General features: G+C 72.8%; 11 protein-coding genes. 10 read left to right on the top strand and 1 reads right to left on the bottom strand.

What is annotated here, in order from left to right; genetic code table 11:
- Nucleotides 1-21: 21 nt before the first annotated feature.
- From priA to QSJ60_RS13020, 4 genes are read left to right on the top strand one after another with little or no spacing between them, the layout of a single operon-like run.
- Nucleotides 22-768, top strand: a complete 747-nt coding sequence (gene priA, locus QSJ60_RS13035) for a bifunctional 1-(5-phosphoribosyl)-5-((5-phosphoribosylamino)methylideneamino)imidazole-4-carboxamide isomerase/phosphoribosylanthranilate isomerase PriA (RefSeq protein WP_189086019.1) — start codon at nt 22-24, stop codon at nt 766-768.
- A 10-nt stretch (nt 769-778) separates the two neighbouring features.
- Nucleotides 779-1,627, top strand: a complete 849-nt coding sequence (locus tag QSJ60_RS13030) for an SseB family protein (RefSeq protein ID WP_230766628.1) — start codon at nt 779-781, stop codon at nt 1,625-1,627.
- A gap of 39 nt (nt 1,628-1,666) precedes the next feature.
- Entirely contained in the window at nt 1,667-6,268 is a 4,602-nt protein-coding gene (locus QSJ60_RS13025; RefSeq protein ID WP_285463870.1) for an ATP-dependent helicase, read from the top strand.
- On the top strand, nt 6,255-7,052 hold the full coding sequence (locus QSJ60_RS13020) for a DNA-formamidopyrimidine glycosylase family protein (protein ID WP_285463869.1): 798 nt from the start codon (nt 6,255-6,257) through the stop codon (nt 7,050-7,052). The genes QSJ60_RS13025 and QSJ60_RS13020 overlap by 14 nt, the downstream gene beginning before the upstream one ends.
- Before the next feature lie 25 nt (nt 7,053-7,077).
- Here the strand turns inward: QSJ60_RS13020 and QSJ60_RS13015 are convergent, their stop codons facing one another.
- A complete protein-coding gene (locus QSJ60_RS13015) occupies nt 7,078-7,485 on the bottom strand; it encodes a DUF1844 domain-containing protein (protein WP_189086015.1) in 408 nt (135 codons plus the stop codon).
- A 278-nt stretch (nt 7,486-7,763) separates the two neighbouring features.
- On the opposite strand from QSJ60_RS13015, the gene infC reads away from it, so the two are divergent.
- The 6 genes from infC to QSJ60_RS12985 all read left to right on the top strand — a co-directional run bounded on the left by infC (nt 7,764) and on the right by QSJ60_RS12985 (nt 11,797).
- Nucleotides 7,764-8,384 carry a translation initiation factor IF-3 gene (gene infC, locus QSJ60_RS13010; RefSeq protein ID WP_189086189.1) on the top strand — a complete coding sequence of 207 codons (621 nt, stop codon included), beginning with the start codon at nt 7,764-7,766 and terminating at the stop codon, nt 8,382-8,384.
- A gap of 46 nt (nt 8,385-8,430) precedes the next feature.
- Nucleotides 8,431-8,625: a 50S ribosomal protein L35 gene (gene rpmI / locus QSJ60_RS13005; protein ID WP_189086014.1), complete on the top strand. Its 195-nt coding sequence runs from the start codon at nt 8,431-8,433 to the stop codon at nt 8,623-8,625.
- Between the two features lie 29 nt (nt 8,626-8,654).
- The gene (rplT, locus tag QSJ60_RS13000; protein ID WP_189086013.1) at nt 8,655-9,038 is read left to right on the top strand and encodes a 50S ribosomal protein L20; all 384 of its coding nucleotides are present in this window, start codon (nt 8,655-8,657) and stop codon (nt 9,036-9,038) included.
- Nucleotides 9,039-9,183: 145 nt separating this feature from the next.
- Nucleotides 9,184-9,984, top strand: coding sequence for a TrmH family RNA methyltransferase (locus QSJ60_RS12995; RefSeq protein WP_189086012.1), 801 nt, complete (start codon nt 9,184-9,186; stop codon nt 9,982-9,984).
- 68 nt (nt 9,985-10,052) lie between these two features.
- Nucleotides 10,053-10,841: an amino acid ABC transporter ATP-binding protein gene (locus tag QSJ60_RS12990; RefSeq protein ID WP_285463868.1), complete on the top strand. Its 789-nt coding sequence runs from the start codon at nt 10,053-10,055 to the stop codon at nt 10,839-10,841.
- A gap of 56 nt (nt 10,842-10,897) precedes the next feature.
- A complete protein-coding gene (locus QSJ60_RS12985) occupies nt 10,898-11,797 on the top strand; it encodes a glutamate ABC transporter substrate-binding protein (RefSeq protein WP_189086011.1) in 900 nt (299 codons plus the stop codon).
- Nucleotides 11,798-11,849 lie beyond the last annotated feature (52 nt).

The raw sequence follows: 11,849 nt of genomic DNA, 5'->3' as shown, positions 1-11,849 counted from the left end.
GCCTTCTCTCCGAGGACAGTGATGAGCGAGTTCAACCACACCCCGCGCCTGGTGCTCCTGCCGGCCGTCGACGTCGCCGGCGGCAAAGCCGTCCGCCTGACCAAGGGGGAGGCGGGCACCGAGACCAACTACGGCGACCCCGTCGACGCCGCGGCCGAGTGGGCCGACCAGGGCGCCGACTGGATCCACCTCGTCGACCTCGACGCCGCCTTCGGTCGCGGCTCGAACGCGGGCATCCTGAAGAAGGTCATCCGCCAGGTGCGCGGCGTCAACGTCGAGCTCTCCGGCGGCATCCGCGACGACGCCTCGCTCGAGAACGCGCTCGAGATCGGTGCGAAGCGCATCAACCTCGGCACCGCGGCGCTCGAGAACCCCGAGTGGGCCGCCTCGGTGATCGCCCAGTACGGGGAGGCCATCGCCATCGGTCTCGACGTGCGTGGCACGACCCTGGCCGCTCGCGGCTGGACGAAGGACGGCGGCGACCTCTGGCAGGTCATGGACCGTCTGGAGGAGGCGGGGGCCGCCCGCTACGTCGTCACCGACGTCACCAAGGACGGCACCCTGCAGGGCCCCAATCTCGAGCTGCTCCGCCAGGTCATGGAGCGCACGCATCGGCCCGTCGTCGCCTCCGGCGGCGTCTCGAACCTCGACGACATCGCCGCGCTCCGCGAGCTCGTGCCGCTCGGGCTCGAGGGCTCGATCGTCGGCAAGGCGCTGTACGCCGGGGCCTTCACGCTCGCCGAAGCCCTCGACGTCGCCGGCTACTGACGGCGTTCCGATGAGCGACGCCGAGGCAGCCGACCGCGACGGCCGGGACGGCGCACGGGAGCTTCCCGCGCACCTCACCGACTCGGCAGGCGTGCCGTGGGCCGGACGCGCCTTCGAGGCGAATCCGCATGCCGGTGACGACGGCTCGACCCCGCCGGAGCTCGGGGCGGCGCTCGCGCGGTTCCGGGACGGCGACGGCTCGCAGGCGGCCGTGGTCGCCGAGTTCGGCCGAGCGCGGCTCCTGATCCCGCTCCTCGCGGAGCTCGGCGACCCCTCGGCGGGCTCGGGGGAGTCCGGCGGCGCCGAACTCGGCCCGCACGGCCACCCCGTCGACAAGAGCCAGGAGCTCTCGATCGTGACGGTGGAGGGGCCGGACGGGCGGCGCGTGCTGCCCGTGTTCTCCTCCGTCGAGGCGATGCGCGAATGGAACCCCGAAGCGCGGCCGGTGCCCGCCGACGGCGTCCGGGTGTGCCTCGCAGCCGCCGACGACGGCACGGAGCTCGTCGTGCTCGACGCCGGCTCGGGGAACGAGTTCGTGCTGCGGCGGCCGGCGGTCTGGGCGGTCGCCCAGTCGCACGACTGGGTGCCGCCGTTCGAGTCCGTCCCGGTGCGGCTCGCCTTCGAGCGCTCGATCGGCAGCGAGCTCGCGGTGCTCGGCATCGACCTCGCCGCCGGCGACCCGCTCTCGCAGCTGGCCGGGCCCGAGCTCGTCGTCGTGCTGCACCTCGTCGAGGGGCTCACCCGCGAGGAGCTCGACGCCACGACGGCCCGGCTCGCGCGTCGCTGGGCGGAGGACGACGCCATCGCGACCGGCGTCGACTCGCTCGCAGTGCGCCTCGTGGGCGGTCGCGCCGCCTGAAGGGCGGCAGTGTCGGCGGCATCCGCTTGAATGGATGCCATGACCGATGCGCTCGCGGCGTTCTCGGCGGCCACGAGCACGTGGTTCACCGAGGCGTTCCGCGCGCCGACGCCCGTGCAGGCCGGGGCCTGGTCGGCGATCGGGCGCGGCTCGCACGCGCTCGTCGTCGCCCCGACCGGTTCCGGCAAGACGCTGTCGGCCTTCCTCTCGGCCATCGACCGGCTGCACCGCGAGCCCGCTCGTGAGCCGGGCACCCGGGTGGTGTACCTCTCGCCGCTGAAGGCGCTCGGCGTCGACGTCGAACGCAATCTCCGTGCGCCGCTCACGGGCATCGGGCGGGTGGCCGAGCGGCTCGGCGACACCCCGCCGCCGATCACGGTGGGCGTGCGCTCGGGCGACACCCCGGCCGACGAGCGACGGGCGCTGCAGCGGCGTCCGCCCGACATCCTCATCACGACGCCGGAGTCGCTGTTCCTCATGCTGACCTCGCAGGCGCGCGAGACGCTCCGCTCCGTCGAGACGGTCATCGTCGACGAGATCCACGCGGTCGCCGGCACAAAGCGAGGCGCGCATCTCGCCGTGACCCTCGAACGGCTCGACGCCCTGCTCGAACGCCCCGCGCAGCGCATCGGGCTCTCGGCCACGGTGCGCCCCGTCGAGGAGGTGGCGCGCTTCCTCTGCGCGAGCGCCCCCGTCGAGATCGTCGCGCCGCCGGCCGACAAGCGCTTCGAACTGCGGGTCGTCGTGCCGGTCGAGGACATGGCGCAGCTGCCCGCGAGCGACGATGCCACGGGCTCGATCTGGCCGCACGTCGAGCAGGCGATCCTCGATCAGGTGCTCGCGAACCGTTCGTCGATCGTCTTCGCGAACTCCCGCCGGCTCGCCGAGCGGCTGACCGCGAGGCTCAACGAGCTGCAGCTCGAAGAGGCGGAACGCGAGGAGCTGGCCGTCGCGGCCGCGGCGGGCGGGCCGCCGGCACAGGTGATGGCGCAGTCGGGGCAGACGAGCGGCGCGCCGCCCGTCATCGCCCGCGCGCACCACGGCTCGGTCAGCAAGGAGCAGCGGGCCGAGATCGAGGACGACCTGAAGTCCGGCCGGCTCCGCTGCGTCGTCGCCACCTCGAGCCTCGAGCTCGGCATCGACATGGGTGCGGTCGACCTGGTCGTCCAGGTCGAGGCGCCGCCCTCGGTCGCGAGCGGGCTGCAGCGGCTCGGGCGCGCTGGCCACCAGGTCGGCGAGGTCTCCCGCGGCGTGATGTTCCCCAAGAACCGGGCCGACCTCGTGCACACCGCGGTCGCCTCCGAGCGCATGCTCGCGGGCGCGATCGAGACGCTCCGGGTCCCCGCGAACCCGCTCGACATCCTCGCCCAGCAGACCATCGCCGCGGCGGCGGTCGACGAGCTCGACGTCGAGGGCTGGTTCGCGACCGTCCGCCGCTCGGCCCCGTTCGCCGCGCTGCCGCGCTCGGCGTACGAGGCGACCCTCGACCTCCTGGCGGGGCGCTACCCCTCCGACCGCTTCGGCGAGTTGCGGCCCCGGCTCGTCTGGCATCGCGAGCAGGGCGTGCTCACCGGCCGACCCGGCGCGCAGCGGCTCGCGGTCACGAACGGCGGCACCATTCCCGACCGCGGCATGTTCGGCGTGTTCCTTGTCGGCGCCGACGAGGGCGCGGCGCGCCGCGTCGGCGAGCTCGACGAGGAGATGGTGTACGAGTCGCGGGTCGGCGACGTGTTCGCTCTGGGGGCCACGAGCTGGCGCATCCAGGAGATCACCTTCGACCGGGTGAACGTCGTGCCCGCCTTCGGTCAGCCCGGCCGGGTGCCGTTCTGGAAGGGCGATGCGCTCGGCCGACCCGCCGAGCTCGGCCGCGCGCTCGGGGCGTTCATGCGCGAGCTCGGCGCCGAGGCGGAGTCGCCGGCGCTCGCCCGGCTCAACGCCGCCGGGCTCGACGAGAACGCCGCGCGCAATCTCGTCGCGTTCCTCGCCGACCAGGCCCGCGCCACCGGACAGGTGCCGAGCGACCGCACGCTCGTCGTCGAGCGCACCCGCGACGAGCTCGGCGACTGGCGGGTCATCCTGCACTCGCCGTTCGGCATGCCCGTGCACGCGCCGTGGGCGCTCGCCGTCGCGGCCCGGGTGCGGGAGCGGCTCGGCGTCGACGGCTCGGCGGTGGCGTCCGACGACGGCATCATCGTGCGGGTGCCCGACACCGGGGTCGACCCGCCCGGCGCGGACCTCTTCGTCTTCGAGGCGGGCGAGCTCGAGCAGCTCGTCGCCGACGAGGTCGGCGGATCAGCGCTGTTCGCGAGCCGCTTCCGCGAGTGCGCGGCCCGGGCGCTGCTGCTCCCGCAGTACCAGCCCGGCCGCCGTTCCCCGCTCTGGCAGCAGCGGCAGAAGGCCGCCCAGCTCCTCGAGGTGGCGAGCGCGTACCCGACGTTCCCGATCATCCTCGAGACGGTGCGCGAGGTGCTGCAAGACGTCTACGACGTGCCCGGGCTCGTCGAGATCGCCGCCGACATCGCGGCGCGGCGGGTGCGGCTCGTCGAGGTCACCACCGACACGCCGAGCCCGTTCGCGAGCGCCCTGCTGTTCGGCTACGTCGGCGCGTTCATGTACGAGGGCGACTCGCCGCTCGCCGAGCGCCGGGCCGCGGCGCTCGCGATCGACCAGTCGCTGCTCGGCGAGCTCCTCGGCCGGGTCGAGCTGCGCGAACTCCTCGACCCCGGCGTCATCGACGAGACCGAGGCCGAGCTGCAGCGGCTCGCCCCCGATCGACGGGCCAAGGGCGTCGAGGGTGTCGCCGATCTCCTGCGGGTGCTCGGTCCGCTCCGCGATGAGGAGCTCGCGGCCCGGGTCGACGACGCCACCGACGCCGAGGCCGCCCTGGCCGAGCTCGTCGCGGAGCGGCGGGCGGTGCGGGTCTCCTTCGCGGGCGCCGAGTTCGCCGCGGCGGTCGAAGACGTCGGCCGGCTGCGCGACGCGCTCGGCGTGCCCGTGCCGCCGGGGGTGGCCGCCGCCTTCGGCGAGGGGGTCGCAGATCCGCTCGGCGACCTCGTCGGACGCTACGCACGCACCCACGGGCCCTTCGCGGTCGAGGAGCTCGCCGAGCGCTTCGGCATCGGCGTCGCGGTCGCCCGCGCGGCACTGCGCCGGCTCGCCGACGAGCGCCGGGTCGTCGAGGGGGAGTTCCGCCCGCACGGCACCGCGACCGAGTGGTGCGACGCCGAGGTGCTGCGCCGGCTGCGCCGTCGCTCGCTCGCGGCGCTCCGGCACGAGATCGAGCCGGTGCCGCAAGAGGCGCTGGCGCGATTCCTCCCGGCCTGGCAGCACGTCGGCGGCACCCTGCGCGGGCTCGACGGCGTGGTCGCCGTGATCGAGCAGCTCGAGGGTGCGCGGCTGCCCGCCTCGGCGTGGGAATCGCTCGTGCTGCCGGCCCGGGTGGCCGATTACTCGCCGGCGATGCTCGATGAGCTGATGGCCGCAGGCGAGGTGCTCTGGGCCGGCTCCGGCGCGCTCTCCGGCGACGACGGCTGGGTCACCCTGCACCTGACCGAGACCGCTCCGCTGACCCTGCCCGCGCCGGCCCCGCTCGAGCTCGATCCGGTGCAGCGCGAGCTCCTCGTCGCCCTCGGCTCTGGCGGCGCCTTCTTCTTCCGGCAGCTGGCCGACGCGGTCGGCGCGTTCGGCGAGCTCGAGCACGCGCCCGACGATGCGGCGCTCGTCGAGGCGCTCTGGGGACTCGCCTGGTCGGGCCTCGTCACCGGCGACACCTTCGCACCGGTGCGGGCGCTCGTGGGTGCGGGGCGGAGCGCCCACAAGTCCTCGCGCCCCGCACCGCGGGCGAGGATGCTCCGGGGCCGCGCACTCCCGCGGGCGACCGTGCCGAGCCGCAGCGGGCCGCCGTCCGTCGCGGGTCGCTGGTCGGTGCTGCCGGTCGCCGACGAGGATGCCACGCGGCGCGCGCACGCGCTCGGCGAGACGCTGCTCGACCGTTACGGCGTGGTCACTCGCGGCAGCGTCGTCGCCGAGGGCGCGCTCGGCGGCTTCGCGCTCGCCTACAAGACGCTGCGCGGCTTCGAGGACTCGGGTCGCTCGCGGCGCGGCTACTTCGTCGAGCGGCTCGGCGCCGCGCAGTTCGCCGCACCGGGCGCCGTCGACCGGCTCCGCGGCTTCGCCGAGCCGGCGGGCGAGCGCGAGCCCGGCGCTGAGCGCCCGCCAGTGCGCCGGGCCCCGGGCGCGGGCGTCCACGAGGCATCCGTTTCGGCGCCCCGGCCCGTCGCCCTCGCCGCGACCGATCCGGCGAACGCGTACGGCGCGGCGCTGCCCTGGCCGGACCCGCCGGGGGAGAGCTCGCACCGGGCCGCGCGCAAGGCCGGTGCCATCGTGGTGCTCGTCGACGGCGAGCTCGTGCTCTACGTCGAGCGCGGCGGCAAGACGGTGCTGGCGTACCGCGACGACGAGGCGACGCTGCAGGCCGCGGCCACCGCGCTCGCGGAGCTCGTGCACTTGGGACGGGTGCGCCGGCTGGCCGTGGAATCGGTCAACGGCGTCTTCGTGCTCGGCACGGCATTCGGCCGCGCGCTCGGCGCCGCGGGGTTCGGCGAGACCCCGAAGGGGGTTCGGCTCGATGCCCGAAGGTGACACCGTGTACCGGGCTGCCGCGCGGCTCCGGGAGGCCCTCGCCGGCCGGGTGCTCGTCCGCAGCGACTTCCGCGTGCCGCGCTACGCGACCGCCGACCTCCGCGGTGAGCTCGTCGAGCAGGTCGTGAGCCGCGGCAAGCACCTGCTCGTCCGCACGCCGTCGTGGAGCGTCCGCAGCCATCTGAAGATGGAGGGGGAGTGGCGGGTCTACGCGCCGGGCCAGCCCTGGGGCAAGCCCGCCCACCTCGCCCGGCTCGTGCTCGCGAACGACGAGGCCGTCGCGGTGGGCTTCGAACTCGGCGAGGTCGAGCTGCTGCCGCGCCACGCGGAGGAGGCGGCCCTCGCCAGGCTCGGCCCCGACCTGCTCGGCGAGGACTGGGATCCGGTCGAGGCGACGGCGAGGCTCGTCGCCCGGGGCGAGGAGCCGATCGCGGTCGCGCTGCTCGACCAGCGCGTCATGGCCGGCCTCGGCAACGTCTACGTGAACGAGCTGTGCTTCCTCCGCGGCATCCGCCCGGAGCGACCGGTCGCCGAGGCGGGCGACCCGGCGCGGATCGTCGAGCTGGCGCACCGCCTCATCCAGGCGAACCGCGAGCGCACGGCCCGGGTCACCACCGGCGTCGACCGGCGCGGTGCTCGGCTCTGGGTGTACGGACGGGCCGGCGCGCCCTGCCGCCGCTGCGGCACGCTCGTCGAGCGCGGCGAACTCGGCCGCGGACGCACCGACTCGATCACCGACCCGCAGGAGCGCGTGATCTACCTCTGCCCGCACTGCCAGCGCTGAGCGGCGGGCCGGCGGTGCGCGCGGCTCAGCTGACCGGGCCGGTCCACTTCTCGCCGGGGCCCTGCCCGATCGGGTCGGGGATGGGCGAGGTCTCGCGGAAGGCGAGCTGCAGCGAGCGCAGGCCGTCGCGCAGCGAGCGGGCGTGCATGTCGCTGATCTCCGGCGCGCCGGCGGTGATGAGGCCGGCGAGGGCGTTGATGAGCTTGCGGGCCTCGTCGAGGTCGAGCTGCGAGTCGGGGTCGTCGGCGAGGCCCACCTTCACGGCGGCGGCGCTCATGAGGTGCACCGCGGCCGTCGTGATCACCTCGACGGCGGGCACCTCGGCGATGTCGCGGGTGGCGTCGGCGGCCTCGGCCGCGACCGCTGCGGCGTACTGCTCGGCCTCCTCCCCGTGCGAGTGGGCGGCGGGGGACTCGGCGGAATTGTCGGTCACGGATTTCCTCTGCTAAACTTCTGCGGGCTCCGGGGTTCATCCCCGGTACGAAAGTGGATCTTCTCCCACCCGCGCTGACCGCTCAAGGTTACCGGGTCGTTGCACTCCGCCGGGTCTCGTGAGAGGCCGGGTAGTCAGGGTGCCGCACCAGCCCTCGGAATCCGTTCCGAGGCCGAAGTGCGTGCCAGAGTTTCTGGCAAGGAGTGCCGCTCTCGTCGTCGGGCGGCATCCGTCTCCCGATCGGCTTCTGAAGAATGCCTTGAGCAGAGGAGACACGCATCAGCGATCCGCGTACCAATGACCGTATCCGCGTCCCCGAGGTTCGTCTCGTGGGTCCTGGCGGAGAGCAGGTCGGCGTCGTGAAGATCGAGGTGGCCCTGCGGCTCGCGCAGGAGGCGGACCTCGACCTCGTCGAGGTCGCACCGAACTCCCGCCCGCCGGTCGTCAAGATCATGGACTACGGCAAGTACAAGTACGAGGCTGCGCAGAAGGCCAAGGAGGCCCGGCGCAATCAGGCGAACACCATCCTCAAAGAGGTCCGGTTCCGCCTCAAGATCGACAAGCACGACTACGAGACCAAGATGAAGCGCGCTGTCGGCTTCCTGAAGGCCGGCGACAAGGTCAAGGCGATGATCCTCTTCCGCGGTCGCGAGCAGTCGCGCCCCGAGATGGGCGTGCGCCTCCTGCAGCGCTTCGCCGAGGACGTGGCGGAGTTCGGCACCGTCGAGCACACGCCCACCATCGACGGCCGCAACATGGTCATGGTCATCGCTCCGCTCAAGAACAAGTCCGAGGCCAAGGCCGAGGCGAACGCACAGCGTGCTGCGTCCAAGGCGCGACCGGCCGAGGCCGGCGAGCCCGAGGCGCAGACGGCAGAGTCCGGTACGGACGAAGCCTGACACCCCCGTCCGTCATCCGTGGCGGCAGATCCAAGGAGAACACGAGATGCCGAAGCAGAAGACCCACTCCGGGTCCAAGAAGCGCTTCAAGATCACCGGCAGCGGCAAGATCAAGAAGCAGCAGGCCGGTATGCGCCACAACCTCGAGGGCAAGTCCTCGGTGCGCACCCGCCGCCTGAACCAGGACAAGGTCGCCTCGGCGCCCGACGCCAAGGTCATCAAGAAGCTTCTCGGCCGCTGAGCCGAAGAGACCCGTAAGGAACACACGTCATGGCAAGAGTGAAGCGCGCTGTCAATGCGCACAAGAAGCGTCGGGTCATCCTCGAGCGCGCCGAGGGCTACCGCGGTCAGCGGTCGCGCCTCTACCGCAAGGCGAAGGAGCAGGTCACCCACTCCCTCGTCTACTCGTACAACGACCGCCGCAAGAAGAAGGGCGACTTCCGCCGCCTGTGGATCCAGCGGATCAACGCGGCCTCGCGTGCGAACGGCCTCACCTACAACCGCCTCATCCAGGGCCTTGGCCTGGCCGGCGTCGAGGTCGACCGTCGCATCCTCGCCGAGCTCGCGGTGAACGAGCCCACCGCGTTCGCGGCGCTCGTCGAGACCGCCAAGAAGGCGCTCCCGGCCGACGTCAACGCGCCTTCGGCCGCGTAACGTCGCTTCGGCACCCGAGGGGCCCGGCATCCTGCAGAGGATGCCGGGCCCTTCGCCGTTCGCAGCAGGCACGTCGTGCGCCCGGTCCCGCCGCCGCGCGGGCCGGGCGCCCGGTTCCGCGGCCCGCGCTCGCTAGGCTGAAGCCATGCTCGAGAACCCCCGTTCGCCGCGCGTCCGCGCCGTGGCGAAGCTCGCGAAGAAGGCCGCCCGCCAGGAGAGCGGGCGCTTCCTGCTCGAGGGCCCGCAGTCCGTCGGCGAGGCCCTGACGTTCCGCCCGGAGCTCGTGGAAGAACTGTTCGCGACGCCGACGGCGCTCGAGCGCCACCCCGAGGTCGCGGAACGTGCGCGCGAACACGGCCTGGACGTGGAGTTCGTCACCGAGCAGGTGCTCGAGTCGATGGCCGACACGGTCACCCCGCAGGGCTTCGTCGCCGTGTGCCGGCAGTTCCCGACGGCCGTGAAGGACGTCTTCGCCGCCCGGCCGAAGCTCATCGCGATCCTCGAGGAGGTGCGCGACCCGGGCAACCTCGGCACGATCGTCCGAGCCGCCGACGCGGCGGGCGCCGACGCCGTGATCCTCACCGGTCGCGCGGTCGACCTCTACAACCCGAAGGTGGTGCGCAGCTCCACGGGCTCGATCTTCCACCTCCCCGTCGCGGTCGGCGCCGAGCTCGAGGACATCGTGACCCGGGCCCGCGCCGGCGGCCTCACCGTGCTCGCCGCCGACGTGAAGGGCGACGACCTGCTCGCCGTGCGCACCGAGGGACTGCTGGCGCAGCCGACGGCGTGGATCTTCGGCAACGAGGCGCGCGGCCTCGACGACGACAAGCTCGCCCTCTCGGACCGCGCAGTGGTGGTGCCGATCTACGGGAACGCCGAGTCGATGAACCTCGCCACGGCGGCCTCCGTCTGCCTCTACGAGAGCGCCTTCGCGCAGCGGAGCTGATCACGAATCGGTAAACCCGCCGGGCGCGCTCTGGCGATTCCGGTGCGCTTGTCCCTAACTTGGGGGATATGCAGCGCAGCGAACCCGCCCCGGACACGTCGAACTTCTCGGTGCGCCGGGGAGAGCCGCTGGTCGTCGTCGACCACGTCGAGAAGCACTACGGCCAGTTCCATGCGCTGAAGGACGTCTCCCTCAGCGTCGACCGCGGCGAGGTCGTCGTCGTCATCGGGCCGTCGGGCTCGGGCAAGTCGACGCTCTGCCGCACGATCAATCGGCTCGAGACGTTCACCTCGGGCTCGATCCGCATCGACGGCGACGAGCTGCCGAAGGAGGGCAGAGCCCTCGCGGCGCTCCGCGCCGACGTCGGCATGGTGTTCCAGTCCTTCAACCTCTTCGCGCACCTGACGGTGCTCGACAATGTGACGCTCGGGCCGATCAAGGTCAAGCGGCAGTCGAAGGCGGATGCCGAGCGCGCGGCGCGCGTGCTGCTGGAGCGGGTCGGCGTCGCCCAGCAGGCGGAGAAGCTGCCCGGTCAGCTCTCCGGCGGTCAGCAGCAGCGCGTCGCCATCGCTCGCGCGCTCGCGATGAACCCGAAGGTGATGCTCTTCGACGAGCCGACGAGCGCCCTCGACCCGGAAATGATCAACGAGGTCCTCGACGTCATGGTCGGCCTCGCCCAGGACGGCATGACGATGATCGTCGTGACCCACGAGATGGGCTTCGCGCGGAAGGCGGCCGACCGGGTCGTCTTCATGGCCGACGGCCAGATCGTCGAGGAGGCCGCGCCCGAGGAGTTCTTCACCGCCCCGAAGAGTGCGCGCGCGAAGGACTTCCTCTCGAAGCTCATCACCCACTGAGACGTCCGCGCCCTGCCGCGGCGACCCGAACGACGATACGAAACCAGGAGGATCACATGCGAAGCAGAACACGACTCGCCGGCGCGATCGCCGGCCTCGCGGTCGCGGCACTCGCCCTGACCGGCTGCAACAGCGGGAGCCCCGGAGACCCGAGCGACGGTGCCGGCGACGCGAGCGACGCGCCGCTCTGGGAGGTCGCGAGCGACGTGCAGCTCGAGGGCAGCCCGACCTTCGACGCGATGACGAAGCGCGGCAAGGTCGTCATCGGCGTGAAGAACGACCAGCCCGGCCTCGGCTACGAGGACGCCGCCTCGGGCGAGCGCAGCGGCTTCGACATCGACATCGCGCGCTGGATCGCGGCCTCGCTCGGCTTCGACGAGGACCAGATCGAGTACCAGACGATCCCCTCGGCGAACCGCGAGCAGGCGATTGTGAACGGCGACATCGACTACTACGTCGGCACCTATTCGATCACCGACAAGCGCAAGGAGCAGATCGACTTCGCCGGCCCGTACCTGATCACCGGTCAGGGCCTGCTGGTCGCGGCCGACAACAAGGACATCAACGGCCCCGACGACCTGGCCGGCAAGATCGTCTGCTCGGTGACGGGCTCGACGCCGCTGCAGCGCATCCGCGACGAGTACAACCCGGGCGACACCGTCGAGTACGACACGTACTCGCAGTGCGTCGACCAGCTCGTGCAGGGCTCGGTTGACGCCATCACGACCGACGAGGCGATCCTCGCAGGCTACGTGGCGCAGCAGCCCGACGAGCTGAAGATCGCGGGCGAGCCGTTCAGCGAGGAGCGCTACGGCGTCGGCATCGCGAAGGGTGACTCCGAGCTGCAGGCGCACATCAACGAGCTCTTCACCGATGGCGGCGACGTGTGGCAGGCGCTCTTCGATGAGCACCTCGCGCCCGCCGGCATCAAGGGCGAGCAGCCGGCCGTCGACTGAGCCGGCGCGGGCGGGGGCGATCGGCCCCCGCCCGCACCGCCGTCCGACCCGA

It is taken from the genome of Agromyces sp. NBRC 114283, from assembly GCF_030268405.1.
Taxonomy (GTDB): Bacteria; Actinomycetota; Actinomycetes; order Actinomycetales; family Microbacteriaceae; genus Agromyces; species Agromyces mediolanus.
This window is presented reverse-complemented; position numbering and strand designations above follow the sequence as displayed.

What these genes read in the sequence shown, in the direction of transcription:
- rpmI (WP_189086014.1), top strand. Translation starts at nt 8,431, where the DNA reads ATGCCGAAGCAGAAGACCCACTCCGGGTCCAAGAAGCGCTTCAAGATC.
- QSJ60_RS13025 (WP_285463870.1), top strand. Translation starts at nt 1,667, where the DNA reads ATGACCGATGCGCTCGCGGCGTTCTCGGCGGCCACGAGCACGTGGTTC.
- QSJ60_RS12985 (WP_189086011.1), top strand. Translation starts at nt 10,898, where the DNA reads ATGCGAAGCAGAACACGACTCGCCGGCGCGATCGCCGGCCTCGCGGTC.
- QSJ60_RS13020 (WP_285463869.1), top strand. Translation starts at nt 6,255, where the DNA reads ATGCCCGAAGGTGACACCGTGTACCGGGCTGCCGCGCGGCTCCGGGAG.
- priA (WP_189086019.1), top strand. Translation starts at nt 22, where the DNA reads ATGAGCGAGTTCAACCACACCCCGCGCCTGGTGCTCCTGCCGGCCGTC.
- QSJ60_RS13030 (WP_230766628.1), top strand. Translation starts at nt 779, where the DNA reads ATGAGCGACGCCGAGGCAGCCGACCGCGACGGCCGGGACGGCGCACGG.
- QSJ60_RS12995 (WP_189086012.1), top strand. Translation starts at nt 9,184, where the DNA reads ATGCTCGAGAACCCCCGTTCGCCGCGCGTCCGCGCCGTGGCGAAGCTC.
- rplT (WP_189086013.1), top strand. Translation starts at nt 8,655, where the DNA reads ATGGCAAGAGTGAAGCGCGCTGTCAATGCGCACAAGAAGCGTCGGGTC.
- QSJ60_RS12990 (WP_285463868.1), top strand. Translation starts at nt 10,053, where the DNA reads ATGCAGCGCAGCGAACCCGCCCCGGACACGTCGAACTTCTCGGTGCGC.